The organism is Halorientalis sp. (genome assembly GCF_028275115.1).
Classification (GTDB): domain Archaea; phylum Halobacteriota; class Halobacteria; order Halobacteriales; family Haloarculaceae; genus Halorientalis.
The window spans coordinates 93,420-118,381 of the sequence record NZ_JAQCNH010000019.1 but is presented as its reverse complement, the minus strand read 5'-3'; the positions used below and the strand labels follow the sequence as shown (position 1 = coordinate 118,381).

The 24,962-nt window shown below is 65.1% G+C and carries 27 protein-coding genes; 11 read left to right on the top strand and 16 right to left on the bottom strand.

The window, feature by feature from the left end; all coding sequences use genetic code 11:
* Nucleotides 1-175 precede the first annotated feature (175 nt).
* From Q0964_RS02715 to Q0964_RS02705, 3 genes are all read right to left on the bottom strand, one after another.
* Nucleotides 176-961: an endonuclease/exonuclease/phosphatase family protein gene (locus Q0964_RS02715; protein WP_299263175.1), complete on the bottom strand. Its 786-nt coding sequence runs from the start codon at nt 959-961 to the stop codon at nt 176-178.
* Nucleotides 962-968: 7 nt separating this feature from the next.
* A complete protein-coding gene (locus tag Q0964_RS02710; protein WP_299263173.1) occupies nt 969-2,321 on the bottom strand; it encodes an MFS transporter in 1,353 nt (450 codons plus the stop codon).
* 195 nt (nt 2,322-2,516) lie between these two features.
* Nucleotides 2,517-3,221 (bottom strand): nucleotide exchange factor GrpE, encoded by a 705-nt coding sequence (locus tag Q0964_RS02705; RefSeq protein WP_299263171.1) that lies wholly within the window; start codon nt 3,219-3,221, stop codon nt 2,517-2,519.
* Between the two features lie 157 nt (nt 3,222-3,378).
* Here Q0964_RS02705 and Q0964_RS02700 point away from each other — a divergent pair, with 157 nt between their 5' ends.
* Nucleotides 3,379-4,797 (top strand): DEAD/DEAH box helicase family protein, encoded by a 1,419-nt coding sequence (locus tag Q0964_RS02700; RefSeq protein ID WP_299263169.1) that lies wholly within the window; start codon nt 3,379-3,381, stop codon nt 4,795-4,797.
* Here the strand turns inward: Q0964_RS02700 and Q0964_RS02695 are convergent.
* Nucleotides 4,794-5,210, bottom strand: a complete 417-nt coding sequence (locus Q0964_RS02695) for a hypothetical protein (protein WP_299263167.1) — start codon at nt 5,208-5,210, stop codon at nt 4,794-4,796. The genes Q0964_RS02700 and Q0964_RS02695 overlap by 4 nt on opposite strands.
* Before the next feature lie 84 nt (nt 5,211-5,294).
* Between Q0964_RS02695 and Q0964_RS02690 the strand changes: the two genes are divergently transcribed.
* On the top strand, nt 5,295-6,794 hold the full coding sequence (locus tag Q0964_RS02690; protein WP_299263165.1) for a DUF790 family protein: 1,500 nt from the start codon (nt 5,295-5,297) through the stop codon (nt 6,792-6,794).
* 1 nt (nt 6,795) lies between these two features.
* Here Q0964_RS02690 and Q0964_RS02685 read toward each other — a convergent pair whose 3' ends face one another.
* Both Q0964_RS02685 and Q0964_RS02680 read right to left on the bottom strand, forming a co-directional pair.
* Complete coding sequence (locus tag Q0964_RS02685; protein WP_299263163.1) at nt 6,796-7,080, bottom strand: hypothetical protein; 285 nt, start codon at nt 7,078-7,080, stop codon at nt 6,796-6,798.
* The gene (locus Q0964_RS02680; protein ID WP_299263161.1) at nt 7,081-7,236 is read right to left on the bottom strand and encodes a hypothetical protein; all 156 of its coding nucleotides are present in this window, start codon (nt 7,234-7,236) and stop codon (nt 7,081-7,083) included.
* 96 nt (nt 7,237-7,332) lie between these two features.
* Here Q0964_RS02680 and Q0964_RS02675 point away from each other — a divergent pair, with 96 nt between their 5' ends.
* Nucleotides 7,333-7,752, top strand: a complete 420-nt coding sequence (locus tag Q0964_RS02675) for a VOC family protein (RefSeq protein ID WP_299263159.1) — start codon at nt 7,333-7,335, stop codon at nt 7,750-7,752.
* A gap of 19 nt (nt 7,753-7,771) precedes the next feature.
* Here Q0964_RS02675 and Q0964_RS02670 read toward each other — a convergent pair whose 3' ends face one another.
* Together Q0964_RS02670 and Q0964_RS02665 are read right to left on the bottom strand one after the other, a co-directional pair.
* A complete protein-coding gene (locus Q0964_RS02670; protein WP_299263157.1) occupies nt 7,772-8,107 on the bottom strand; it encodes a hypothetical protein in 336 nt (111 codons plus the stop codon).
* 568 nt (nt 8,108-8,675) lie between these two features.
* Complete coding sequence (locus tag Q0964_RS02665) at nt 8,676-9,644, bottom strand: phosphoadenosine phosphosulfate reductase family protein (RefSeq protein ID WP_299263155.1); 969 nt, start codon at nt 9,642-9,644, stop codon at nt 8,676-8,678.
* 144 nt (nt 9,645-9,788) lie between these two features.
* Here Q0964_RS02665 and Q0964_RS02660 point away from each other — a divergent pair, with 144 nt between their 5' ends.
* Together Q0964_RS02660 and Q0964_RS02655 are read left to right on the top strand one after the other, a co-directional pair.
* Complete coding sequence (locus Q0964_RS02660; RefSeq protein ID WP_299263154.1) at nt 9,789-10,034, top strand: hypothetical protein; 246 nt, start codon at nt 9,789-9,791, stop codon at nt 10,032-10,034.
* A 405-nt stretch (nt 10,035-10,439) separates the two neighbouring features.
* Nucleotides 10,440-10,760 (top strand): hypothetical protein, encoded by a 321-nt coding sequence (locus Q0964_RS02655; RefSeq protein ID WP_299263152.1) that lies wholly within the window; start codon nt 10,440-10,442, stop codon nt 10,758-10,760.
* Here Q0964_RS02655 and Q0964_RS02650 read toward each other — a convergent pair.
* Entirely contained in the window at nt 10,757-11,347 is a 591-nt protein-coding gene (locus Q0964_RS02650; RefSeq protein WP_299263150.1) for a DUF7110 family protein, read from the bottom strand. The genes Q0964_RS02655 and Q0964_RS02650 overlap by 4 nt on opposite strands.
* A gap of 240 nt (nt 11,348-11,587) precedes the next feature.
* Between Q0964_RS02650 and Q0964_RS02645 the strand changes: the two genes are divergently transcribed.
* Together Q0964_RS02645 and Q0964_RS02640 are read left to right on the top strand one after the other, a co-directional pair.
* Nucleotides 11,588-12,619, top strand: coding sequence for an NAD(P)/FAD-dependent oxidoreductase (locus tag Q0964_RS02645; protein WP_299263148.1), 1,032 nt, complete (start codon nt 11,588-11,590; stop codon nt 12,617-12,619).
* 144 nt (nt 12,620-12,763) lie between these two features.
* Nucleotides 12,764-14,212: an amidase gene (locus Q0964_RS02640; protein ID WP_299263146.1), complete on the top strand. Its 1,449-nt coding sequence runs from the start codon at nt 12,764-12,766 to the stop codon at nt 14,210-14,212.
* 60 nt (nt 14,213-14,272) lie between these two features.
* On the opposite strand, the gene Q0964_RS02635 is transcribed toward Q0964_RS02640, so the two are convergent.
* The 5 genes from Q0964_RS02635 to Q0964_RS02615 all read right to left on the bottom strand — a co-directional run bounded on the left by Q0964_RS02635 (nt 14,273) and on the right by Q0964_RS02615 (nt 18,908).
* Entirely contained in the window at nt 14,273-15,208 is a 936-nt protein-coding gene (locus tag Q0964_RS02635; RefSeq protein ID WP_299263144.1) for a ferritin family protein, read from the bottom strand.
* A gap of 85 nt (nt 15,209-15,293) precedes the next feature.
* The gene (locus Q0964_RS02630; protein ID WP_299263142.1) at nt 15,294-16,160 is read right to left on the bottom strand and encodes a hypothetical protein; all 867 of its coding nucleotides are present in this window, start codon (nt 16,158-16,160) and stop codon (nt 15,294-15,296) included.
* 141 nt (nt 16,161-16,301) lie between these two features.
* The gene (locus Q0964_RS02625) at nt 16,302-17,990 is read right to left on the bottom strand and encodes an AMP-binding protein (RefSeq protein ID WP_299263140.1); all 1,689 of its coding nucleotides are present in this window, start codon (nt 17,988-17,990) and stop codon (nt 16,302-16,304) included.
* Nucleotides 17,991-18,108: 118 nt separating this feature from the next.
* On the bottom strand, nt 18,109-18,456 hold the full coding sequence (locus tag Q0964_RS02620; protein ID WP_299263138.1) for a DUF5658 family protein: 348 nt from the start codon (nt 18,454-18,456) through the stop codon (nt 18,109-18,111).
* A 125-nt stretch (nt 18,457-18,581) separates the two neighbouring features.
* The gene (locus Q0964_RS02615; RefSeq protein ID WP_299263136.1) at nt 18,582-18,908 is read right to left on the bottom strand and encodes a 2Fe-2S iron-sulfur cluster-binding protein; all 327 of its coding nucleotides are present in this window, start codon (nt 18,906-18,908) and stop codon (nt 18,582-18,584) included.
* A 121-nt stretch (nt 18,909-19,029) separates the two neighbouring features.
* Here Q0964_RS02615 and Q0964_RS02610 point away from each other — a divergent pair, with 121 nt between their 5' ends.
* Together Q0964_RS02610 and Q0964_RS02605 are read left to right on the top strand one after the other, a co-directional pair.
* On the top strand, nt 19,030-20,442 hold the full coding sequence (locus Q0964_RS02610) for a geranylgeranyl reductase family protein (protein WP_299263134.1): 1,413 nt from the start codon (nt 19,030-19,032) through the stop codon (nt 20,440-20,442).
* A gap of 172 nt (nt 20,443-20,614) precedes the next feature.
* A complete protein-coding gene (locus tag Q0964_RS02605; protein ID WP_299263132.1) occupies nt 20,615-21,160 on the top strand; it encodes a type IV pilin N-terminal domain-containing protein in 546 nt (181 codons plus the stop codon).
* Nucleotides 21,161-21,200: 40 nt separating this feature from the next.
* Here Q0964_RS02605 and Q0964_RS02600 read toward each other — a convergent pair whose 3' ends face one another.
* Complete coding sequence (locus Q0964_RS02600; RefSeq protein ID WP_299263130.1) at nt 21,201-22,484, bottom strand: amidohydrolase; 1,284 nt, start codon at nt 22,482-22,484, stop codon at nt 21,201-21,203.
* Between the two features lie 227 nt (nt 22,485-22,711).
* Nucleotides 22,712-23,035 carry an uS10/mL48 family ribosomal protein gene (locus Q0964_RS02595; protein ID WP_299263128.1) on the bottom strand — a complete coding sequence of 108 codons (324 nt, stop codon included), beginning with the start codon at nt 23,033-23,035 and terminating at the stop codon, nt 22,712-22,714.
* 117 nt (nt 23,036-23,152) lie between these two features.
* Between Q0964_RS02595 and Q0964_RS02590 the strand changes: the two genes are divergently transcribed.
* A complete protein-coding gene (locus tag Q0964_RS02590) occupies nt 23,153-23,578 on the top strand; it encodes a bis(5'-nucleosyl)-tetraphosphatase (protein WP_299263126.1) in 426 nt (141 codons plus the stop codon).
* A gap of 67 nt (nt 23,579-23,645) precedes the next feature.
* Nucleotides 23,646-24,710, top strand: coding sequence for a DUF5787 family protein (locus Q0964_RS02585; RefSeq protein WP_299263124.1), 1,065 nt, complete (start codon nt 23,646-23,648; stop codon nt 24,708-24,710).
* Nucleotides 24,711-24,962 lie beyond the last annotated feature (252 nt).

Sequence of the window (24,962 nt, the reverse complement as noted above, 5' to 3'; positions counted from 1 at the left end):
TTAAAAGTTGCTAGATGCCTGGGCGCTCGAATCCGCTTGTTCCCGGCTCCCTCTGGCCGTTTTCTCGCGACAACTCCCGTCTCTCCGATGGCTGTAATCTATCACAATCGGACCGCTTCCAGAGCGTGGGCAGAATCGCGGTATACCCGTACCGGCCGAGCTTACCCGCGGTCATTTAGGCCTCTGGAAGGGACAGGTCCGCCAGAACCGGCAGGTGGTCGGATGGGTGTCGCCAGTTTTGATTCACGTCTGCCAGTACCGCGAACTGCCGAGCGGACACTCCAGACGACACGAACACGTAATCGATCCGTTTTCGATTCGTGTCCTCCTCGAACCCCACGTACGTCTCCGCCGGGCCGTGGACTGTCGTGGCCGCGTCGCGTGCGTCGGACAGTTCTGGGGACGGGTCGGCGGCCGTCAACGCTGCATACGCATCGGAGGCCGGTCTGCAGTTGAAGTCGCCGAGCACGACCAGGCCGTCAGCCTCGGCCGTCGGCAACCGGTCGCGAAGGAGGGTGGCACTCTCGCGACGTGCTCGCGGTCCCTCGTGGTCGAAGTGCGTGTTCGCGACGAGGAGCGTCCGCTCCGTCACCCGGTCGGTCAGACGCGCCCAGGTTGCGAACCGGGGGTACGAGGCGTCCCAGCCGACGCTCCCAAGTTCCGCTGGAGTTTCCGAGAGGGCGAAGACGGCCCACTCCTGGCACTCGAAGCGACTCCGGCGGTACGCGATGGGTGTGTGGTCGCCCCCCGCAGTCTCCTCGCCGACGAAGGCGTAGTCCGGCAGGCCCGCCTCGAGAGTCGCCTGTTGGTCCAGCCAGCACTCCTGGAACCCCATCACGTCGGGGCGGTGAAGACGACACACACCGATGACACCGTCACATCGCCGTTCCCAGGAGCGCACGCCGTCGTCGAGTCCCTCGTACCGGACGTTGTACGAGAGAACTCTGAGTCCCGTTTCCATCACAGTATCAGTCCGTTGGTGTGGCGTCTGAAGTATCGCTCGGCTGTGGACCGCCCGCCGCTTGGGCGACGGTCCGACCTGCCTCTACGTCGACCCGCGCCAGCAGTATCAGACCGCCACCGAAGAGCACGAGCAGCGAGAGGATACCCAGCCGTGTCGAGCCGGTTACCTGGCCGATTACCGAAAACAGGAGCGGGCCGACGATGCTCGCGAACTTCGAGCTGACGTTGTAGAACGAGTAGAACTCCGAGGTTCGGTCGGCCGGAACCATCGACCCGTACAGCGAGCGGCTGAGCGCCTGGGTGCCGCCCTGGACCGTGGCAACGAGGACGGCGAGCGCGAAGAAGTGCCACGCCTCGGTCATGAAGTAGCCGCAGATGGCGATACCAATATAAACGACGAGGCCGAGCGAGATGGCCGGTTTCGCCCCGATCCGGTCGGCGAGCGACCCGAAACCGAAGGCGAAGGGGACGCCAGCGAACTGGACGATGACGAGGGCACCGACGACCGCCGACTGTCCGAGGCCGATGTCGGTGGCGTATGCCGCCGACAGCGTGATGATCGTGCTGATACCGTCGTTGTACAGCCAGAACGCGAGCAGGAACAGCAGAACCTGCCGGTACTGGCGGACCTGGCCAGCGGTCGAACGTAGCCGACCGAGCCCGGTCCTGGCCGCCACGATCGGGGAGCCAACCGGCTCTGCACCGCCCGGGACGGCTGGTTCGTCCACGTTGTAGAAAAGTGGGATCGAAAAGAGCAGCCACCAGAGCGCCACGCTCAGCATCGCAATCCGTGACGCGACCGCCGTGTTCGGCAGGCCGACCAGTCCCGGGTTCAGAATCCAGATCAGGTTTATAACCAGGAGGAGACCGCCGCCGAAGTAACCCAGAGCGTACCCTGCCGTCGAGAGCGCGTCCATCCTCTCCGTGACGTGTGGAAGCAGGGAATTGTAGAACATGTTCGCCCCCGCGAACCCGACGTTCGCGAGTGCGAAAGCAACGGAGGCGGACAGCCAGTCGCCGCGTTCGGCGAAAAAGAGCAGGCTCGTCGCCACGACACCCAGGATTACGAACGCCCCGAGAAACCGTTTTTTGGCGGCTGTCCGGTCCGCGACAGCCCCGAGGACTGGCGAGAGAACTGCGATAACTGCGAAACTCGCCGTGAGTGTGTACCCCCAGTAGATCGACGCGGTACTCCCGGGCAGCGTCGCTCCCGCGACCTCGACGTAATAAACGGGCAGGACCGCTGCAAGGACGACAGTCGCGAAACCGGAGTTCGCCCAGTCGTACAGCGCCCACGAGAGCGGTGCCCGGCCCGAGAGGCCGAGTCGAGCACGGAGAGTGGCTAACCACTCGCTCATCACAGACCGCTCCGTTCCTGTCGTCGGCGTGAATGTCCGCTCATTACCGGGTATTGGCGAGCGGACACAAAACCGCAAGTAATTGGCCTACGTTCGGATACCGTCTCGATATAGCGGTACAGACAGGCGTCGAATCAGTCGTACGTGTCCGCTTCTGAGACCCGTCTACGGGAGCGCTGTCGCCGTCGTGTCCACTTACTCCTCGCTGACTGTGACCTGTGCGGTGCGGATGACTTTCTCGGCCATCTCGTAACCCGGGCGGTGGACCTCGGCGACCGTGCCGGCGGGCTGGTCGGACTCGACCTGGAGCAGGACCTCGTGACGCTGCGGGTCGACTTCCTGACCCGGCTCCGGCTCGATTGCCGTGACGTTCTCTTGGGTCAGTTCCTCGTCGAACTGACGGAGTGTCGCTTCGATGCCGTCACGAATGTCGGCGTCCTCGTCCTGTTCGAGGGCGCGTTTCAGGTTGTCACGAACGTCGAGCAGACGCTCGACCAGGTCCTCTGTCGCTCGTTGTTTCTCCTCCTCGCGGCGCTTTTGCATCCGCTTTTTGTAGTTCTGGAAGTCCGCTTTCGTCCGCGCGAGCTTCGACTCCAGCTCTTCGGCCTGGTCTTCCTGCGTTTCGAGTTCCGACTCCAGTGAGTCGACACGCATCCGAAGCGACGCGATTTCGTTCGCCAGTTGTTCGTCGTCGGCCGACGTGACGCGTTCGAGCAGGTCCTCGCCAGCCTCGAGCGTCTCGGCAGCGTTGCTCGCGCCGTTGCCGTTGCCGTCCTCCGCGACACCGTCGAGGGTCTCCCGCTCGTCGGCAGACGCCTCGTCGCCGGGGGTTGCGTCCGCTGTGTCGTCGGCTGCCGGCTCGTCGGCGTCGTCCGTTCCGGAGGCGTCCTGCTCACTCATACGTGTACACTGCTCCGCGACGTGTAAAAGGGTTCAGAAATCCGTCCCCGTAGCGGTCCTGTCTCTGGGTCCGGACCGCCTCGGCTGCCGACGGCCCCTTCGGTACGAGTTTTCGGCAGGCGGTGGGTTCTTTCCGGGTCACGACGTAGTCACGTTCGTGCTGACGCTGACATTCGAGGACGGGACGGTCCGCCTGGCCGGCGACGTGCCGACGGGGTTGCCCGGCGTCGAGCGCGACCCGCGCTCCCGGACCGGGCGTGCCCCGGCCGTTCGGTACCACGCTATCCAGCGAGCGCTCAGCGACCAGGGGGTCGCTCACGAGGACTGCGTCCTCGACTGCCAGTCCCTTCGTCTGCGGTCGGCGTACGAGCTCCGCGAGTACCAGCAGACAGCCCTCGACGCCTGGCTGCATACGGACGACGCGGTGAGCGAGGCGGCGGACGCCGGCGGCGACGACCAGCCAGCCCCTCGGGGCGTCCTCGAACTCCCGACGGGCAGCGGGAAGACGGTCATCGGTATCGAGGCGATCGAGCGACTCGGCGTGCCGACGCTCGTGGTAGTGCCGACCGTCGACCTGCTCGAGCAGTGGCGCGACGAGTTGGGGCGGGAGTTCGACGTGCCGATTGGCCAGTTCGGCGGCGGAAAGCAGGTGGGTAAACCCCTGACGGTCGCGACGTACGACTCGGCGTACCTCCGAGCCGACGACGTGGGCGACCAGTTCGGTCTGCTCGTCTTCGACGAGGTCCACCACCTCGGCGGCGAGGGCTACCGCGACATCGGCCGATTGTTCGCCGCGCCCGCTCGTCTCGGGTTGACTGCGACCTTCGAGCGCCCCGACGGTGAGCACGAGGTGATCGAGAACCTCGTCGGGCCGGTCGTCTACCAGCTCGACGCCGAGGACCTCGCCGGGGACCACCTCGCCGAGTACGACCTGAAGCGGATCGAGGTGGCGCTTACCCCCGAGGAACGCGAGGCCTACGAGCGCGAGCAGGACACGTTCACCGACTACCTGGCGCAGTCGAACATCGAACTCCGGAGCGGGAGCGACTATCAAGAACTCGTCAAACGCTCGGGGACCGACCCACGAGCGCGAGAGGCACTGCTCGCGAAGCAGCGAGCCCGCGAGATTATGATGAACGCAGACCGGAAAGTCGAGGAGCTGGCGAGCATCCGCGACCGCCACCGGGAGGACCGTCTCATCGTTTTTACCGCTCACACGGATCTGGTGTATCGGCTCTCCGAGCGCTTTCTCGTGCCGGCGATCACGGGCGAGACGACGGCCGACGAGCGCCGCGAGATTCTCTCGCGGTTCCGAGAGGGGACCTACTCGACAGTCGTGACGGCGAACGTCCTCAACGAGGGGATCGACGTGCCCGACGCTAACGTGGCGGTCGTTCTCTCGGGGAGCGGGAGCGAACGCGAGTTCACACAGCGTCTCGGCCGAATCCTCCGACCGGGGGGGACGAGCGACCGCAGGGACGGAGAGGACGACGGGTCGGGCCCCGGCCGGGCACTCCTCTACGAAATCGTCAGCGAAGAAACGGCCGAAGAGCGGGTCTCGCGGCGGCGACGCTAACTGCTGACAGGCTGTTCGCTGAACTCGAAGTCGAGCCCCGACCCGTCCTGGAACCGGTCGTAGGGCATGTCGAACACCACTTCAGCCGACTTCGTCTGGTTCACACCCAGGACGAGGTCCGTCGATTCCGCGACGGTCCGGTTGCCGATTTGACGGGAGACGGTCACCCGGACGCCCCGTCGCCGGTCGGCTCTGTTCCACACCTTCATACCGACCACGGTGGCGTCGTCGGCGGCCCGGGTATTAAACTCGGGAACGGAAAGTCGGTCGGGCGCCGGCGTCTCGACCGACGAACCGCCACCGGCGTCTACGTCGCCGGAGGGTGGTTGCGGCGTCGGCCGCGGCGCGTTCATACAGCCCGCAGTGAGAGCGACGGCCACAACGAGCGCACACAGGACCTGTCGGCGCTGCATACAGGTCGGTCGACAGCCACAGGGTATGAATCTTCTCTCTCGGACGCCACGGCTTTTTATCGCTCGCCTGCCCACCTCGGGACTGTGCTGACGAAAGACCTGCTTCGGGTGTCCAGAGTCGGGGGTGGCTACCAGCCTCGTTTCGCCGACGTCGACGACGAGGCGCTCGCGGCCCGCGTGATCGGCGTGTATCAAGGCCACGTCGGCCAGCCACGCGCAGCCCTCTCGGACGCGCTCGCCGACCTCGAACGCGAGGCCGCCGATTTCAAACTCGTCCGGGGGATCGCCAAACTCCTCGAACGGGAGGGGACCTTCGAGACCCGCGCACCGGTGACCCCCGAGCGCGCCAGGGAGGCCGCCTTCGGGGTCGCCGCGACGGTCGGCGTCGTGAGCGCCGACGAACGCAACCAGGCACTCTCGGCAGCGGCCGACCGCCTGGACTGCACGCCCGCAGAACTCGAACAGTCGCTGTACGCCGACCGCGACTGCGAGCAGATCCTTACCGATCTGAGCGCCCGCTGGGAGCCTGCCGACCTCGTGGCCCAGTACAATCTCTCGCTGGCCCAGACTGCCCTCTTCAACGCTACCGAGGTCCGAGTTCGCTCCTCGGACCCCAAAACAGTCGTCTCGGCGGTCAAGCGCCTCCGCCTGATGTACGAGATCCGACGCACCGACGAGGGTCGCGAGGTAGTCGTGACGGGGCCGGACGCCCTCTTTCGCGCGACCCGCCGCTACGGCACACGCTTCGCCCGCCTGCTCCGGACGGTCGCCGGCAGCGCCGAGTGGACCCTCGCCGCGACCGTCGACGACCGCGGCACCGAGCGCGAGATGAGCCTGACCGACGCGGACGTGTCCGTCCCCGACACTGAACCCGTGACCGAGATGACCTTCGACAGCGGCGTCGAGGCTGACTTCGCAACCCGGTTCCAGTCCCTCGATCTCGACTGGGAACTGGTCCGTGAACCCGAACCGCTCGCGGCCGGTGCCCACGTCGTCATCCCCGACTTCGCGTTCGACTACCGACACGCCGACTTCCGCGTGTTCTTCGAGATCATGGGCTTCTGGACGCCCGAATACGTCGAAAAGAAGCTCGACCGGCTGGCCGACCTCGAAGCCGTCGAGATGCTCGTCGCCGTCGACGAGAGCCTCGGGGTGGGCGAAGCAATCGAAGCCCGCGACCACCGCGCGATCCCCTACTCCGGGACCGTCCGACTCAAAGAGGTTCGTGCGGCGCTCCGGCGCTACGAGGACGACCTGGCCGCCGACGCCGCCGCCACCCTCCCCGACGAACTCGACCCCGACGACGACGTCATCACGCTCGCCGAACTGGCCGACCGTCACGGGGTCAGCGAATCTGCCCTCGAAGGCAAGTCGTTCCCGGGACACGAACTGGTCGGTCGAACCCTCGTTCGGCCTGCCGTGCTGAAGGGTATGGCCGACGAAATCGAGGCCGGGATTGCGCTGTCCGAGGCCGAGACGGTACTCGACGAGTACGGGCTCGACGATGCCAGCGCGGTCCTCTCGCGGCTCGGGTACCGGGTCGAGTGGGAGGGACTGGGCGGTGGGACAATTCGGGAGAAATAGGTCAGTCGTCCGCCGAGAGCGTCCCGTCCGTGTCGCCGCCGCTCACGCGGTCGAGACGCGTCGAAGTCGTGGCGACACTGACAGCCATGCCGGCCATGGCGAGGCCGAACCCAAACAAACCGACGGCGGCGGCGTACCGGAACGAAAACCCCGGGACCAGCAGGAGAATCGGGCCGCAGAAGCCGACGCTGCCGACCAGGCCACCGAGGCCGCCGTGGACGGCCGAAGCACGCCAGTTCGCCCCGTCTCCGGCGGGGAACCCGCCGAGTCGGTCGTAACCGGCCAACTAAACCCCGACGGCTGTCGCCCAGATCACGAGGTTCAGTCCCGTCACGAACCACGCGACAGTGGCCTCGACGACCGGTCGTGCGAGACCGTACGCGATGGCACCCCCCACCAGACCGCCGATCAGCGCGAGCGCGTTTCGAGTTCGGGAGTGCACGTGAACGCATCCGTGCCACGCGATAAAAATAATCGTCTGCCTGTCACCATCGGCGCGAAACGAAGCCATTTGGTCCCCCGGCATGACAGCGTCGGTATGCAGGACCTGACGGCACACCACCTCGGACTCACGGTGTCGGATCTGGATCGCGCGGTCGAGTTCTACCGGGACACACTCGGGCTCGACGTACTCTCGCGGTTCTCGGTCGGCGGGACGGCGTTCGCAACCGGCGTCGGCGTCACGGGCGCGTCGGCGGACTTCGCCCATCTCGACGCCGACGGCGTACGCGTCGAACTCGTCGCGTACGCTCCCGATGGCGACGAGCGGTCCGACGGCGAGTTGAACCAGCCCGGCGTGACCCACCTCGGCCTCGAAGTCGACGACCTGGACGCGTTCTACGCCGACCTACCCGAGGACGTGCCCGCAATCAGCGAGCCACAGACCACCGAGAGCGGGACACGGATCTGCTTTTTACGCGATCCGGACGGACACCTGGTCGAAGTGCTGGAACTCTAGTCACTGTCGAATGACCAATCTACCGAACGGACCACAGAACACGTCGCACCCGAGGTGAGAGGTGGCTCCGTGCAGCGCCGTGTACTGGTCGGTGTCCGCGCCGTCCTGAGGGCCGTCGCCGCCGTCCTCTTTCCCACGGTCCCGGGAGGGCCGCCTCGCGGACGAGGGAGAGCGCGAGTATCGAGTCGCGGTCCCCTGTCCAGACGACGGCGGGCGTATCGTAGGCGTCGAGCACCTGCCGCACTACTTCGCTCGCGCGCTCGAACTTCGCGGCCAGCGTCGGGTAGTCGGCGGGTGTCTCACCCGCGCCGTCCGTGTGGTCGACTCCGGAGTCGTCCGGAGCGCCGTCGGTCATTGCCGGTTGCTGGGTGAGCGACTGTGGTAGTTGTTCCGGGCGCGACGAACCCCCGCGCCCTCTCCGTCAACCCCCACAAACGCCACCGACGTGGCCGTTGCCGGCCGTCTGCGTGCCCTTATCCGGACGCTCGGGAAGCGTCGGTATGGCGCAACGACGGGGCTCGCGGGGCGGGCAGATGCGCGCCCGCGATCGGACCATCGCCGCACAGTTCAGAAACCGGAGCGACTACGCGATTCCCGACCTCCCCGAGCGGGTGGACGGACGGGATTGCGAGGGACGCCTGGTGTTCGCCGATCCCGACACTGGCGAGGCGTTCATCCGAGCCGAAAACCCGAGCAAAGTACGGCGGTGGGCGGGGCCGAAACGAGCATCCGCGCGCCGCAGGCGCGCCGTTCACCGGACACGAAACCGAAGGTCGAGCGTCCGGGAAGTTTTTGTACTAGATTTTTGCGAGTAATGCGGAACCGAAGGTCCCACATACCATGCGAACGGGCGGCTTTGCCGCCCGTGAGCAGAGAGAGGTTCGAGCCGGAGGCGCGAACCCGACGAAATAAAATTTAGCTTCCTACATGTAGCCGAGGTCGCGCAGGCGCTCCATCAGGTCTTCTTTGTCCTGGGCGCGGCCGGCGCGCTCGGTCGTGTTCTCCATGTCCTGCAGCCAGGCCGGTTCCTCGGCCGACTTGTCGGTGCTGACTTCACTGCCCAGCGAGCGGAAGCCGGCGAAGTACTTCGGGCTCACCGGCAGGTCGTCCTCGGTAAGGTCGCCGGGGATGTCGTCCTGGCTCTGCGGGACGTAGCCGTCGTCGGGGTACTCGTCGACGGTGTCCGGGACGACGAAGTGCCAGTAGGCGTTCCACACGTCGGGTTCGGCGAACTGCAGAATCGTCTGGATGCGGTCGTGTGGCGGGTAGATGTCCGGGTCGTGACGCGGCGAGTAGAACGTCTCGTCGGCGCGGGCTTCCTGTTCGTCCCATCGGACACCGCTGAGGATGCCGTCCACGTCGTGCTCCTCGATGGTCTCGTTGAGAGCCACCGTCTTGAGCAGGTGGTTACCGACGTAGGTGTCCAGCAGGAACGGGAAGGTGTCTTCCTCGTACTCCAGGATGTTCCGGATGTGGTGCTGGTTGTGTTCGCTGAGTCCGTCCACGGGGATATCGTCGCCAGGCGTCAAGTCGTTCTCGTCGACGTACTGGCCCACGTCCTCGTTACGAGCGTAGATGAGTTCCAGGTCCCACTCGTCGGCCCACTTCTCGACGAAGTCGAACAGTTCGTCGAAGTGCTGATAGTGGTCGATGAAGACCGCCGGCGGCACCTCCAGATCGAACTTCTCGGCAACTTCCTTGATGAAGTACAGCGTCAGCGTCGAGTCCTTCCCGCCGGTCCACATCACGACGGGGTTCTCGTACTGTTCGAGGCCCTCGCGGGTGACCTCGATGGCCTTTTCGATCTTGTCCTCGATACCGGGGTAGTCGGACGGGTCTTCACCCTCACCGTCGGTGTAGTCGACGTCCAGGTAGTCTGGGAATTCCGCCATGGTGTAATGAGATATAATTATTACCCGGTAAGTGTTTTTCGGGATTCCGTTCGTGTGAGAGAAGTCGTCACATTCCGTCGGCCGGTCGGGAACGCATGGCAGCGGGCCCCTATGTTATACTACCGGCCACCGTACGGTAGCATTATGAGCGAACTGCAAGCAGACCTGCGACAGGCGTTCGAGGGTGCGGGCTACGACGTGGACGAGGTGACGACCAACCGGGAGCAGGTACGGGTCGTCCTGCTGGCCGAAGGTGAGAGTGCGAACGACCTCGAAGCGATCACCTACGACGTCGTCGACGAGGACGACGTGCTCACGATGAACGTAACGGCCGAACAGGTCGACGGTCAGGGGATGAGTACGGTCGTGAGCTTCCGCCATCGAGACTGACGGAATCGCGCGGTGACACGGCGAGGAGCCGTTCCGCAGGAGCGGTCACGCCTCGAAGGAACGGCAGGGCTTTCGCTGCGGTTAGCCGACGCGTTCGCATGAGGCGATTGCTAGTACTGCTGCTCGTCGGAGGCTCGGTGTTGCTGACGGGGTGTTCGGGGCCGACTGGCTCCGAAACACCGACAACGACGGTCGATGACGAAACGGAAGCCGGTGTGGCCGCGTCGGTCGACGTGTCGACGGCGAGTAGGCAGTCTCCAGAACGGTCCGCGTGAACGCGAACGCCCAGCGGGGTATCACCCTTTGCCACGCGTTCAGAGAACCCGGTGAGTACACGGTCGGAGTCGCGGGCGAGTCGAAGACGGTGACGGTCGTTGGGAACCCCTCCCGGCGGCCCGCGAGCGGATGAAAAACGTCGAGACGGTCGTGACCGAAGAGCACCAATCGGTGAATCTGACGCTCCAGGACCGGCAGAACAGTCGATTGGTGATGGGGAGTGAGGGGACCGATATGTACGACATGGTTCGCAGCCATTCCTACGCCGACGTGGAGAACGACATCACGAGGTACGCCGAGTTCGTGGGGCTCGACGGTTCGGTCGATACGACGCTCCCACAGAGCGTCCACGAAGCCGTGTCGGGGACCGGGGCAGAGACAAGTTCGGGGACGGCGGCCGCAGGGGGGCAAGAGACCGTCGTAATCGAGACGATTGTCGGCGGAGTTTAGCTAATGAACTTGTTGTCCCGCCAGTTGACGCCGTTTGCGCCCTCGTCTTCTTTGGGTTCTTCGACGACGTTGACCGAGGCGGGCCGGTCTTCACCGTCGACGATGCGGGTTGCGTGGAGTTCGCCGTCGACTGCCACGACGGCGGTCAGAGTCCCTTTTTCGGCGATGGAGGCGATGCCACAGAGAACCTCGAACATCGGGTACTGAAGCGCGGTATTCTGGAGAACGGTCTCCCGGTCGCCTTTGAAACAGGCGTATTCGACGAGCTCTGACTCGATTTCCTCTTCTTCTTCCTCGAGTGTCCCCCACTGTGGGCTCCCACCGCCACCACCGGGGCCGCCAGGTCGGTCCTCTGGTTCTTCCTCGTACACCCTGTTTTCGGTGATGCTTGCTTTCAGTTGTGCTGTCGGCGTGTACTTGCTCATACTCTCGTCGGCAGCAACCGCACTGATTATCAGTGTATTGTTACGACGAGTGATGTCGATATCCTCCATCTCCACCGGGAGATCGGGGTCTTCGAAGTACTCGTACACGTCTTCGAGCGGCAATTCAAGTGTCGAATGGAGTCTGAATACACGGCTTGTCATGATTTGAATGAGTGGCGGCCGGCTGACACCGGGTCTGTTCGTCGGAATGTACGCATCCCAGTCATATATGGCCTGTCCTTCATGTGACCTGTGAAGAGTATGAACCGTGGTAACTGTACTCATAGTCTCGTTGTGGCGGGTTTCGAAGGGCGCTGGGTTCCGACGGCCGCGTTACGGTGACACGATAACCGGAGGGTAACCAGACAGTTTTGTATCGCGCGGTCTTACAGATATATACCAATGAGTGAGGCACACGAGTACGAAGTCGTCGTCGTCGGGGGCGGTCCCGCCGGGCTGACCGCGGCGCTGTACACGACCCGGTTGGGACACGACACCGCTGTCATCAATCGAGGCGGCGGCCGAGCGGCCATGATGCGAGATACGCACAACGTCATCGGAATCACCGAGGACACGTCGGGCAACGAGTTGCTCCAGACGGCCATCGAGCAGGTCCAGGGCTACGGCGCGGACTACCACCGTGACTTCGTGACCGACGCCGAGCGAGCCGACGACGGCCGAATTCGGCTGGAGGCGGGCGACATCACCGCTGTCACGGACAGCGTCGTCTTCGCCACCGGCTTCTCCGATGGCCGACCAGACCCGCCGGCTCCCCGGACGGGACGAGGGCTTCACTACTGTCTGCACTGTGACGCCTACATGTTCGTGGACGAGTCGGTGTATGTCATGGGCCACGGCGACAGTACCGCTCACGTCGCGATGATCATGCTCAATTTCACCGACGACGTCGATGTCCTGCTGGACGGCGACGACCCGACCTGGAGCGACGAGACGGACGAACTCGTCCGTGCCCACCCCGTCGACATCGTCGAGGAGGAGATTACGGGGGTCGAGAACGGCGACGACGGCTGGCTCGAAGCCCTCGAGTTCGAGGACGACACGCAGCGGGAGTATCGCGGCGGCTTCGCCATGTACGGGTCGCAGTACAACACGGACCTCGCCGAACAACTCGGTGTCGAGTTGAACGACGACGGGACCGTCGCAGTCGACGACCACGGCGCGACCAGCGCCGAGGGTGTCTATGCAGTCGGCGACATGGTGCCCGGCCACAACCAGATTCCGGTCGCGATGGGGCATGGAGCAAAGGCCGGTATCGACATCCACTACGACCTTCGGACCTACCCGATGTCGAGCGAAGAAATCGAGGCCGCGGGCGGCATCGACGCGGACGACGTGCCGGCGGTTTCCGACGACCTCCGCGCGTCGGCGCGGGCACACCAGGCCGAAGGCGGGGAAGCGAGCGCGGACGACTGAGCGTACGGGTCCAGCGAGCGGGAACCACAGAGCGGGCGTCACTGGGTGACCCGTGTGGTGCGACCACCGAGCGCGTCGTCGAACGAGCGGACGGGACAGTCGCGAGGCGAAGCTATTATTCCGGTTCCGTCCGGCTCTCGAGGCATGTCGACAGCGTTCCGGTCCGCAACTGACCTCGCGGACGCGGTCCGAGCCGGCGAGATGTCACCGGTCGAACTGGTCGAGACGTTCCTCGACCGCATCGACGACAACGACGACGAGTTGAACGCCTACGTGAACGTCCTGGAGCAACGCGCTCGGGACCAGGCTCGCGAGGCCGAACGGGCCGTCGAGAACGGCGAGGACCTCGGGCCGCTCCACGGCGTCCCCGTGGCCATCAAAGACCTCCACATGGAGGTCGAAGGGGTCCCACACACCATGGGCCTCGCCCCGCTCGCGGACAACGTGTCCGAGGAGTCGGGGGTCGTCGTCGAGCGGCTCGAAGAGGCCGGCGCGATTCCGATAGGGACGACCAACACGCCCGAACTGGGCCACACGATGCAGACGGACAACGAACTGGTCGGCCCGACGCCGACACCGTTCGATCTCGACTACAACGCGGGCGGGTCGTCTGGCGGCTCCGCGGCGGCGCTGGCGGCCGGGCTGGCGCCGCTGGCGACGGGGTCCGACGTAGGCGGCTCACTCCGGAACCCGGCGTCGTGCTGTCAGGTGGTCTCGGTAAAGCCGACGTTCGGTCTCGTCCCGAAGGACAACCGGCCGGACGCGTTCAGTTCCACGACGCCGGTCGGCGTCGTCGGTCCGATGGCCCGCACCGTCGACGACCTCGCGCTCATGCTGTCGGTGCTGGTCGGGCCGGACGACAGCGACCCGTTCAGCGTCGTCGCGCCCGAGACCGACTATACTGACGCGACCGGCCGTGAGGCGGCCGAGTTCGACATCGCATTCACCCCGGACCTGGACACGTTCCCGGTGGCTTCGTCCGTCACGTCGGCCTGCCGGGGCGCGGTCGACGCGCTGGCAGACGCGGGCGCGGCGGTCACGGACACCGACGTGGACGGCCCCGACAAAGGAACGCTGAACTACGCCTACGGGACCGAGGCGACGCCCCTGTTCGCGGTCATGGCACACTATCTGGACGAGGAGTACGGCGTGGACGTGACCGGCGAGGACGCCGACGACCTCTCCGACAGTTTCGTCCAGACCGTGCGGATGGGCGAGGGGTACGACGCCGTCGATTACCTGAAGACGAACGCGGTCCGGACGGACCTCTACGACGCGGTCGAGGCCGTCCTCGACGACCACGACGCGCTGGTGATGCCGACCCTCTCGACGCCGCCGCTGACCCACGACGAACCATACCCCTCGGAGATTGACGGCGAGCGGGCCGGTGGGTTGCCGATGGACTGGGGCCTCACCTGGCCGTTCAACATGACCGGCCACCCGGTCGTGGCTGCTCCCGCCGGCCGCACCGACGACGGATTGCCGGTGGGCCTCCAGATCGTCGGGTCGCGGTACGCAGAGGCCGACCTGCTCGGTATCGCAGCGGCACTCGAACGAGCGAACCCGTGGGCCGACGACTATCCGGACGCCTGAGACGGCCGGTGCTGTCGGGGTCAGATAAAAAATCGGCGTCGGACCGCAGGACGGTGTCGGTCAGTCGGCAGCAGTTCCTTCGTCGGTGTCGAGTTTGACGAGTTCGTCCACGCCGGGGACTTCGGCCTCGGCGTCGGTGATGATCTCGATCCTGCGGGTGAGTTTGTCGCGGGAGTACGCAACGAGTGGTGCGGGGTTGATTCCGACCGTCAGGTCGCTGAACGTGCCCGCGACGTGGGGCATGAGGTCCTGCAGCGTCTCCTGAACGACCGACTCGTCGACGTCGCCGTCCTGGACGTAGCTCCGGACCTTGTTCATCCCGAAGCCGACGTGGCGACCCTCGTCGCTACGGATGTTGGCGACGCCGTCGACCAGTCCTTCGGCGTTGGGCCAGTCCTTGACCGCGACCTCGTCCGAACCCTGGTCACTGAAGGCGGACTGGAAACCGTAGTACCCGGTCTGTGCCAGCACCGACTCGACGACGAGATGGTAGTGGCAGTAGGCCTCGACTCGTGCTTCCGGGGAGTCGTCCTCCAGCAGTCGCTCCATGGCCGCCTCGGTCTTGTCGAACAGCGCGATGTAGTGGTCGTTGAAGAAGCGCTGGTCCGTTGGATTGGTCACCTCGAAGCCGAGTGCCTCCTCGGACGGGTTGACGACCTCTCGCCAGTAGCGGTCGAAGAACTGTGCGTGTTTGGCCTCCTCGTAGATTTGGCTGGAGAGGAACATCTGGTCGTTGATGTCCTCCAGCGCCATCCCGAGCGGCATCAGGTCCTCCGTCACGGCTTCCTCGCCCGCACCGAAGCGAGCGAGCGCGGTCCGGAGCGTGTTAAACTCGTCTTCCTGCGGTGCCGTATCGATGACCTTCTGCTTGTCCGCTTCCAACCCTTCGACGTCGTACGGGTCCCAGTGTCGATAAACGGCGTTTTTGAAATACCCCTGTGCGAATGAGTCCGTGTCGAGCCGCATGTCACGACTCGTGTCCTCCACCTGTGTCATGGTCCACAGTATAGTTGGTAGTATACGCTATATTACCGTTGCAAGAAACCTTAGGCCATTTAAAATGGGGCAGCACGACGGGTGTTTAAGTAGTGTCGGATTCGGCCGCCAGAGAGCGGGCCACGTACAGCTCCTGCAGTGAGTCGTGTTCTCCGAGTTCGATGGCGTCCCGTTTCTCGTCGAGGATAGTCTCACCGTCGCGGAGAACGGTGACGTAGTCGATGTCGTCCTCGAACTCGGTGAGGTGATGAGTCGAAACGACGACGAGTCCGCCGTCGCGGTAGTCGGCCACAGGCCGAGCAGTTTCGTCTTCGACACGTCGTCCAGGTCGCCCATCGGTTCGTCGAGACAGACCACCGGCGAGCGGTCCAGCAGTGCCAGCGCTAGGTCGAGTTTCTTTCCGAACCCGCCGGAGAGGTCGCCGGCCCGTCGGCCGCGCCGCGGTCGAGGCGTCGTTCTCGACGACGTAGACCGTGTATCCCTGATACGTGCGCTGTTCGTAGTCGGCGCCGTTGGCAGTGGCCTCGACGAACGCATCGGTACCCCGGTCGGAGTCGACGACGGCGGCGCTGTAGTTCGACGGGGCGTCGTCACCGTACGCGGAGAAAGCCGTCATGCCGTGGAAGCCCTCCAGGGACGACCCGCTGTCGTTGGCCGCCTCGTTCACGACCGCCTCGAAGTCGTCGGGACCGCCGTAACTGCTGTTCGCCGGCGCGGCCACGTCGACGGACTCCTCGACTAGCGCGCGAGTCGTCTCGTCGTCGGTGACGTGGCCATCGACGTGCATCACCGCCTCGGCCTCCGCAGGGACCGTCCCGAGCATGTCGTCACTGGCCAACGGTCCGCCGGTCAGCGCCACGTACGTCGCGGCACCGCCGGCCGAAAAGACCACGAGGCTCGTCAGGGCGACCTGGAGTTTGTTCGTCGCCAGCACCTCCGGAAGCGCCAGCAACGGCCCTCTCGGGCTGCCGTCGGTTTCGTGCCCGGACGACCGCTCCGACTTCGGTACTGTCTGCTCATATCTGTAACCGCTGTATCATGACGGAAGAAAGATGATCGCCCTGAAACGAGGCGTGTTACTGCCTCCGGCGGGTCACTCGTGACGGCCTTTCAGGGAGTGCTTGTCGGTCTTGCCGACGTCGGTCGTCGGGACCTCGTCGACGATGTTGATCTCCTCGGGCATGGCCTGTTTCGGGACCTTCCCCTCTATGTGGTCACGGATGTCCGCCTCGGTGAGTTCGCCGTCGTAGTTGGGGTCGGGTTCGACGTAGATGACGACGACCTCACTGCCAGGCCGGTCCGGGTCGGGCGCGCCGATGGTGGCCGGGCGGTGGACGCCGGGGTGGCTGAACAGGACTTCGTCGACTTCCTCGGAGTACACCTTCAGTCCGGAGACGTTGATCATGTTCTTGACGCGGTCGACGATGTAGAAGCGACCCTTGGCGTCGATCTTCGCGACGTCGCCGGTCGCGACGAACCCGTTCTCGTCGAACGGAGACCTACTCTCGTCGAGATATCCCTTCATGCGCTGGGGCCCGTTGAGGAGCATCTCGCCCTCGAGGTCCTCCTCGATGGCTTTCCGGAGCGGAATCTCTTCGCCGCTGTCGACGTCGACGAGTTTGACGTCCGTGTCCGGCACCGGCACGCCGATGGTCGGCATGTCCGGCCCTTCCTCGCGGGTATCTTCCCCCAGCAGCATATCCTGCAGACCGCGCGTATTGAAGTTGGTCACCGGCGACATCTCAGAGAGACCGTACCCCTGTGAGACACCCTTCGACTTCTCCTCGAACTGCTCTTTGGTCTCGGTGGCCAACGGAGCCGACCCCGAGAGGCCGACGACGTCTTGATCGAGGTCCTCGTTGACGATCTCCATGAACTGCGTTGGGACGCCGAGCATGATCAGCGGCTCGCGCTCCTCGATCAGGTCGACCATCATCTCCGTGTCCCGGGCGTCGGGCACCATCAGGATCTCCAGCCCGAGTTCGATCAGCGAGTGCTGGACCGAGTAGCCGTACGCGTGATACATCGGCAGCGCCATCACGGCACCCTCGTCGCCGCGCATCATGTCCGCCATCCGCGACTGGGCGGCGTTAGCCTGCAGGGCGTTGGCGACGAGATTGCGGTGTGTGAGCTGGCAGCCCTTGGGCAGGCCGGTCGTCCCACCGGTGAACAGGAGTGTGTGGACGTCTTCTTCCACGTCGAACTCGACCTCGGGTGGGTTCGGCTCGGTCGACTCGATCACGTCGGTGAGCCACTCCACGCCCTCGACGTTTTCGTGGTCCGCGGGCGGGTCTGCACCGTAGTCGTCGACGGTGGTGAGGATGACGTCGTCGAGGTCCAGTTCCTCCTGGAGGCTCTCGATGAGGTCTCGGTGTTTGTCCTGTCCGATGAGGACCTCGGGTTGGCCCTGTTCGAGCCGGTAGATCAGGTCCTCCTCGGCGTCGAGGAAATCGTTCGGGATGTGGACCCCGCCAGCCCGGGAGATGGCGTTCTCCGCGACGGCGAACTGCACGGAGGTCGGCAGCACCGTCGCGACGCGACTGTCCTTCTCGACCCCCCGGTCGCGAAGGGCAGTGGCCAGCCGCTCGACGTGGTCGACCAGTTCCGGATACGAGTACTTCTGGCCCGACTGAACGAGTCCCTGGTCGGGGTACTCGTCGGCGGAATCGTAGAGGAACTGGTGGACCGGCTGGTCGGGGTACGGTTCGAGCGTCTCCGGCACGCCGAACTGCTCGTACTCGACGAACCACGGCTTCTCGGGTAGCTCGGATGCGTCTGACATCTGTCGTTACTTCTCATCCCATGTGGCTTAAATCCGCATGATTAGTCACCAATGACAGCCGGATTCGTCGGTCCCGCCTAATTTTTTCGGTGATTCAAAACTGTCCGGGGGGACGCCGTCAGCCGGAGAAGACGGCACTGATTACGACGAGGTTCCACGTCGTTAGCCCGACACCGAGGACCGAGAGCGCGAGTGGAACGCCGACGTTGTGTGGGGAGTCCACGGAGTACCAGACCCCGTAGGCGACGGCGAACGCGACGATTTTGAGGCCGACCAACCCCCAGATGCCGTACGCCGCTGCCGCCGACTCGACGACGGGGCTCCCTTCGGCGATGGGGCTGGACAGTTGCGTGGTCGCCGTCGTGAGGATGTCGCCGATTCCGTAGAAGGTGATCGAGAGCCACCAGAGCCACGGAGTCATTTCAGCGAACCCATTTAATGCGGCTCCGACCGGCGAGTCGTCCATCGCTACTGTGTCAACGCGAACGGACGGTGAATATCTTTGGGTCAGTTCACCGAGGGGGCACGCAGGGCCGCTCGCTCGTCCTATCGACTGTTTCGACCGGACACTCTGCCGGCCGACCGGCCGCCCTAATCGTCGGCAGTCGCGCCGGTCGAGCCGTCGGCGTCCTCTTCGAGACTCGGCGGATACTTCCCGCGGTCCAACACGAGGTCCGACGCGGGCCGTGCCATGCAGGTCAGGGCGTACTCCTCTTTCTCGTCGTCGGTGAACCCGTGGGCCGCCGGCTGAGTGACTTCGCCCTCGACGACCTCCGCCGAGCAGGCCAGACACATCCCGACCCGACAGGAGTACTCTTGGGCAATCCCCTCTTCGATACACCGGCGAAGAATCGTCTCCTTCCCGGAGACCGTGATCCGTTCCCCCGTCCCCACGAATTCAACGGTGTAATCGGTCATACCACTCGATTGGGCACCGTCTGTCAAAGGTCTTTATTCCGGCGGGCGGTCCGTGCTGACGGGCGACGGCCGAGTGTGGCTTCTATAAAGAGTTTTCTCGGTGGGGCGACCAGGGACTGGTATGGCTACACAGGAGACCGACGCCAGCAGTCCGAGCGTCGGTGGCGGAACCCGGACGTACGATATCATCGTCGTAGGGGCGGGGACGTCGGGGTGCTACGCGGCCGCAACCGCTGCACACGAGGGGCTCGACGTCGCTGTCGTCGAGCGGAAACCGGCGCAGGAGGCCGGTCACATCGCGTGCGGGGACGCGCTGAAAGGGGCAGACGAGTTTCCGGACAGCATCCCCAAATCGCAGATCGAATCTGCCTTTACGAACACCATCGTCGACCACGGGCGCTTCGAGATTCCCGCGGAGGATACGGTTCTCGACATCCCCGTGCCGGGCGAACTCGCCGTCATCGACCGCCTGGAGTACGGCCGGCTTCTCATCGAAGGGGCCGAGAAGGCGGGCGTCGAGTTCCACTACGACACGGTCGTCAAGGACGTTCACCAGGACGAGACTGGGCGCGTGACCGGCGTCGACGCCATGCGGCAGGGCGAGCCGATCACATACGAGGCCGACGTCACCATCGACGCCGCGGGTGCGCTGTCCATCCTGCAGGACAACGCCGACCTCTCGGGCGCAACCTTCGACACGAACGTCCAGTACTCGCAGTTCTCCTCGGGGTATCGAGAGATTATCGAGGTCGACGAACCCGTGGAGTGGTCCGACGCGCTCGTGTTCAAGCCGACCGAGCGAGCGTCGGGCTATCTCTGGTATTTCCCGCGGACGGAGACGGAGATCAACGTCGGGTTGGGCTTCCAGATGAACGAGGAACCGATGAAACTGGTCGACGACCTCAGGCGGGACGTGCGCAATCGGCCGGAGTTGAAAAACGCCCGGGTTACCGACAAACTCGGGGCAGCGCTCCCGACTCGCCGACCGTACGACTCGGCGGTCGCACCCGGCTTCCTCGCCGTCGGCGACGCCGCCGGCCACGTCAACCCGACGACCGGCGGTGGCATCGCCGGTGCGGCCTACGCCGGCCAGTACGCTGCACAGGAGGCCATCGACGCCATCAGCGGCGGCGACCTCGGCGAGGGCGCACTCTGGGAGTACAACAGCCGCATCATGGACCACTTCGGCGGGCGCTACGCCGCGCTGGACGTGTACAACATCTTCACGACCGCCTACGACCTCGGCGACCTGATGGCACTGCTGGCAGCACTACCGGGCGAACAGCTCGCCGAGGCACTGTACGAGGGGTCGACGGACATCAGCCTGCCACTGAAACTGAAAACGGCGGTCAAGACCTTCGGCCACTGGAAGACAATCTACGACCTCTATCAGACCAAGGACCTCGCCGACCGGCTCCTCGATCACTACGGTGACTACCCGAGTTCCCCGGGCGAGTTCGAGACCTGGCGCACCGACCGCGACGACGTGATGGACGAAATCTACGCGACGACCGGCGCCGATCCGAAATACTGAGCGGCGCGAGAGTCGACCGCGGCCAGCCATAGTTAAGTTCCCGTCGATCAATCGCTCAAAGCTTATTAGTTAGAATTGTAAATAGAACGTATAGGAAGGGGACGGTACCTACGTGGGCAGGCTGTGCTGTGCGGAAGCGACAGTGGGTTTCCGTGCCTGGTGGGGGACAACGATGAACGTCAGAACGCTATTCACAGACGACTCGGCAGTATCACCGGTCATCGGCGTCGTGCTGATGGTCGCAATTACCGTGTTGCTGGCGGCGACGGCAGCAACGTTCTTTCTCGGTATCGGGCAGGAAAACACGAACGCGACGCCACAGGCGGCGTTCAGTTTCGAATACGCACAGGACACAGAGACCAGGGCCAGCGCGCCTGACTACCGGACGGACACGCTGAAGATCAGTCACGACACCGGCGACACGGTCACCGCCGGGAACCTCGACGTGGCGGTGTCGGGGGCGAAGACGTACGAGGAGAGTTCGGACAGTACCACTGGCCTGGACGAACGGTTCCGGTGGGACGAACTCGATAGTGGCGTCGGTGCCGACAGCAGTGTCTCCGGTGGGACGAGCGTGCGGGTGAACGCAAACAACGTCGATTCGGTGATCTCCTCGCCGACCGCCGACGGTCTCAATCTTGACGGGGCGACTGTTAAACTCGTCTGGGACGACCCGGGGAGCGACTCGACGTTCACGCTGAATAGCTGGACGGACTGACGCCGCAGTTCGGCGGTTTCGGGTTTCGGTTTTCTCGCGGTCAGGGGGCCTCGCGTCCGAGGTGGGTGATGGTGTCCGCGAGGACCGCGACGCCGACGGGCAGCGAGTCCTCGTCCACGTCGAAGGTTGCGGTGTGGTGGCCGCCGGGATGGTCGGTGCCGACACAAACGAAGGCAGCCTTCCCGCCGTATTCCTGGACGCGTCGCATGAGGTACGTCGCGTCCTCGCTCCCGCCCAGTTCGTCGTGGCGCAGGACGGACTCGACGCCGTCGGTCCGGCCGGCCACGGTCTCGACCACGTCGACGAGTTCCGGGTCGTTCTCGGCGCTCGGGGCCTGCCCCGCGGTCTCGACTTCGACCTCGCAGTCGTGCATTGCGGCGGCGTGGTCGAGAACGCGGTCGGCGCGTTCCCGCATGTACTCCATCAGGTCGGTCGTCTCGCCGCGGACCTCGCCCTCGATGTAGGCCTGTTCGGGGACGATGTTCGCGGCCGTTCCGCCACCCACGTCACCGGCGTTGACCCGTGTCGCGCCGTCCTCGTGTCGCGGGATAGCGTAGAGATTCTGCACGGCGGTCGCCATCGCCTGTACGGCGTTTCGACCCTCGCTCGGGTGGCCCCCGGCGTGTGACGGGTCGCCGGCGAACTCGGCGCGGAAGTGACTCACCGCGAGAAAGCCATCGATGCCCGCGACGACCTCGCCGGTCGGGTGGTCGAGGCCGATGTGGAGTGCCAGCAGATAGTCGGCGTCGTCGAGGTGACCACTCTCGGCCACCGGGGCCGCACCACCGACGACCTCCTCGGCGGGCTGGAACAGGACTTTCAGTCGGCCAGCGAACGCCCGGTCCGAGAGGGCTTCGAGAACGCCCAGCCCGATGGTCGTGTGAGCATCGTGGCCGCAGGCGTGCATCGCGCCGGGATGCTCCGACCGGAAGCCCTCGGCCGCGGGGTGGTGGTCCGGGTCGTCGGACTCGACCCGCGGAAGCCCGTCGATATCGACCCTGAGTGCGATTGTGGGGCCGTCACGCTCGCCGTCGAGGACGGCGATAGCCCCGGTCTGCCCGCCCGCGAGTCGGTCGAGGAGGTCCGGGTCGGCACCCGCCTCACGGGCGCGGTCGCGCCAGGCACTCAGCTCCGCCCCGTCAGGCACGCCCATTCGGGCGTCGGCGTCGAGCACCTCGGGGCCGACGAGCGACTCGTCGACACCGATCCGGTCGAGTTCCGCAAGAATACGGGCGGTGGTCCAGAACTCACGCCAGGCCGGTTCCGGGTGACGGTGAAAGCCACGGCGGAGTGAGACGAGACGGTCGTGGTCGACATCGTTCATGTACGTTTGGAGCGCCGCGAGCGACTTATACTACTGGACGGGACGGTTCGTGCCCGACGCGTGTCGAAGCACAAAAAGACGGAACGCCTGTCGACGTCGGGGACCGGGAGTGAACTGACCCCTGCCTACTCACGCGGGGTGCTTGAGGCAGGGGCTTCCTGTTTCAACGACGGAACCTGCAGAGACAGACTCTCGCTAACGAACTGTCGTCTGGGAGTCTCGAGAGCTCAGTTCGTCTGCCGGCGCTGTTCGATCTCGGCGGAGACGTGGACGCCGTCGGGGAAGTCGCGTTCGGCGACCGACCGGGCGAACTCGTCGTGCCCGACGATCTGGATGGTCCGGGTGTAGACGGTGTACGTCCAGGGTTGAAACCGGTCGCCGTCGGCGACGAGGCGTTTGTGCTGGGGGACGTTGAGGTCTCTCGTGGCCTCCGCGTGTGGCCCCTTCAGTTCGACGCCCTTGCGTGCGGCGGTCTCCTTGATCGTGGTGACCACGTCTTCGAGGCGGTGGCGGTCGCCGCTTTCGAGCGTGAGCTTCGTGACGAAGGGCATGTGACTGGTCCAGAACGGCGACGGGCAAAAACCCATCTCTCCGCAGCCGCTGTCGACCGGTTGCAGGGCGCGATTCCTCCGGTATTCTCTTAAGTACTGGTTGAATAACGTAGGTCAATGATAGAGGCCACGAGCGCGGGAGCCATCCTCTTTCGCGATACGCGTGGCCGCAGGGAGTACCTCCTGCTCAAGAGTCGGCCTGGCGACTGGGAATTTCCCAAGGGCGGCGTCGAGGGCGACGAGGAACTCCAGCAGACCGCGATACGCGAAGTGAAAGAGGAGGCCGGAATCGGTGACTTCCGGCTCTTGGACGGCTTCCGGGAGGATTACGACTACGTGTTCGAGGCGAACGGCGAGACGATTCACAAGACCGTCCACCTGTTCATCGCGAAGTCGTTCGAGGCGAGTGCGGAACTGTCGAACGAACACCGCGATATGCAGTGGCGTGATTACGAGCAGGCGGTGAACACCGTCACGCAGGACGGCCCCCGCGAGATACTGGAACAGGCACACGAGTTCCTCGACGAGGAGACGGAGTTCTGAACGCGGTGGCCCACGGCGGGTGCGGATTGGCGACAACGGTTTCAGCCCCGGGTTCACAGAGAGGGGTGTGCCGACCGAACCCGAATTCGTCTTCGAGTTACGGGTCTGTCAGTGGGCCGAGCGCCGCTGGCCGCCCGACTGCGGTCGCGACTCCGACACCGCCGTGCTGGTCGCCCGCCAGTTGGGGACGAAGTACCGCCGCTGGGACACGATCGTCGTCGAGGCCGACCGGACAGCCCTTCGCGAGCGGGCCGCCTTCGGTGCGGAGGGCCTGAACTCGGACCTGCTGGGTGTCGTCCGCAACGCGCCCGTCGACTGGGCGTGGTACCGGGACGCGCTCCCCGAGCCGGACTATCCCTGGCAGTACGTCCGCGAGGCGGTCCACGACGCCGCCGACCGCGAACTGGTCGAGACGCGGCGGGGCGAACGGGGCCGCATCGAATTGCGACGTCACCAGTCGTATCCCGAGTGGGTCGACCGGATCGTCGCTATCGAAAACAAGCCCGACCTCGACGCGGCCGCAGCTCGTGACCTCGCCCCACAACTCGAACGCGACGTAGCGCTGGGGCTGGCCGACGAGGTCTGGGTTGCCACCGGCCGGGAGGGAGACACCGTCGAGCCGGCGCTCCTGGAGGACGTCCCCGTCGAAGCGGGCATCCTGACGGTCGACCCGGCGGCCAACGGCCCGGCTGGCGATGCGGTAGTCGAGGTTAGCTGGAACCCCCGGACGCTCACACCCGACGAACCAGGAACTCGGATTACCGACCGACCCGCAGGGAGTGGTCGGGACGCCTCCGCGGCGCGGTTCGAGTACGCCGACCCGGCGTGGAAGGCCGAGAAGCGCCGCGAGATCGCAGAGCGAGCCTACGGCCGGGGGTGGCGGGCCTACGCAGACACGATGCGGCCGGACTGTCGCCACTTCAACTTACACACCGAGGCGGGGGATGCGCTCCCGTGGTGTGCGGAGAAAGCCTGTCACCAGACGGGCGGGGAGTGTTCGGGTTCCTGTCCGGAGTTCTCGCCGGAGCCGCCGGCCTGGCGACAGCAGGAGTGGCCCATCGACGGCGGTCCTGGAAAAGCGGTCAAGCGCCTGCTCGACGCACAGCGTCGGCGTCGGCGGCCGGGGCCGTGAAACACGACAGCGAAGCGTGGTGTGCGGAACTTTATCACACTGGCCAGTGTAGTAATTGTATCTCGCTCGCTGGCGTGGGCCGGCGTGTCGAGAGGAGACTCATGGCAAAAATCGAATGTGGAAACTGTGGCCGGAAGGTGACAGTCGGACGAGAGGGGCAAGAATCGCGCGCGCCGATGCGGTACTGCCGTCGGTGTGGGGACGAACTCCCACAACACGAGGACCTGTAACGGGGACTGCCCGGCGCGGTCG

Coding starts and splice junctions, on each gene's coding strand:
- Q0964_RS02715 (WP_299263175.1), bottom strand. CDS start 961: ATGGAAACGGGACTCAGAGTTCTCTCGTACAACGTCCGGTACGAGGGA.
- Q0964_RS02710 (WP_299263173.1), bottom strand. CDS start 2,321: ATGAGCGAGTGGTTAGCCACTCTCCGTGCTCGACTCGGCCTCTCGGGC.
- Q0964_RS02705 (WP_299263171.1), bottom strand. CDS start 3,221: ATGAGTGAGCAGGACGCCTCCGGAACGGACGACGCCGACGAGCCGGCA.
- Q0964_RS02695 (WP_299263167.1), bottom strand. CDS start 5,210: ATGCAGCGCCGACAGGTCCTGTGTGCGCTCGTTGTGGCCGTCGCTCTC.
- Q0964_RS02675 (WP_299263159.1), top strand. CDS start 7,333: ATGCAGGACCTGACGGCACACCACCTCGGACTCACGGTGTCGGATCTG.
- Q0964_RS02670 (WP_299263157.1), bottom strand. CDS start 8,107: ATGACCGACGGCGCTCCGGACGACTCCGGAGTCGACCACACGGACGGC.
- Q0964_RS02665 (WP_299263155.1), bottom strand. CDS start 9,644: ATGGCGGAATTCCCAGACTACCTGGACGTCGACTACACCGACGGTGAG.
- Q0964_RS02660 (WP_299263154.1), top strand. CDS start 9,789: ATGAGCGAACTGCAAGCAGACCTGCGACAGGCGTTCGAGGGTGCGGGC.
- Q0964_RS02655 (WP_299263152.1), top strand. CDS start 10,440: ATGAAAAACGTCGAGACGGTCGTGACCGAAGAGCACCAATCGGTGAAT.
- Q0964_RS02650 (WP_299263150.1), bottom strand. CDS start 11,347: ATGACAAGCCGTGTATTCAGACTCCATTCGACACTTGAATTGCCGCTC.
- Q0964_RS02645 (WP_299263148.1), top strand. CDS start 11,588: ATGAGTGAGGCACACGAGTACGAAGTCGTCGTCGTCGGGGGCGGTCCC.
- Q0964_RS02640 (WP_299263146.1), top strand. CDS start 12,764: ATGTCGACAGCGTTCCGGTCCGCAACTGACCTCGCGGACGCGGTCCGA.
- Q0964_RS02635 (WP_299263144.1), bottom strand. CDS start 15,208: ATGACACAGGTGGAGGACACGAGTCGTGACATGCGGCTCGACACGGAC.
- Q0964_RS02625 (WP_299263140.1), bottom strand. CDS start 17,990: ATGTCAGACGCATCCGAGCTACCCGAGAAGCCGTGGTTCGTCGAGTAC.
- Q0964_RS02620 (WP_299263138.1), bottom strand. CDS start 18,456: ATGGACGACTCGCCGGTCGGAGCCGCATTAAATGGGTTCGCTGAAATG.
- Q0964_RS02615 (WP_299263136.1), bottom strand. CDS start 18,908: ATGACCGATTACACCGTTGAATTCGTGGGGACGGGGGAACGGATCACG.
- Q0964_RS02610 (WP_299263134.1), top strand. CDS start 19,030: ATGGCTACACAGGAGACCGACGCCAGCAGTCCGAGCGTCGGTGGCGGA.
- Q0964_RS02605 (WP_299263132.1), top strand. CDS start 20,615: ATGAACGTCAGAACGCTATTCACAGACGACTCGGCAGTATCACCGGTC.
- Q0964_RS02600 (WP_299263130.1), bottom strand. CDS start 22,484: ATGAACGATGTCGACCACGACCGTCTCGTCTCACTCCGCCGTGGCTTT.
- Q0964_RS02595 (WP_299263128.1), bottom strand. CDS start 23,035: ATGCCCTTCGTCACGAAGCTCACGCTCGAAAGCGGCGACCGCCACCGC.
- Q0964_RS02590 (WP_299263126.1), top strand. CDS start 23,153: ATGATAGAGGCCACGAGCGCGGGAGCCATCCTCTTTCGCGATACGCGT.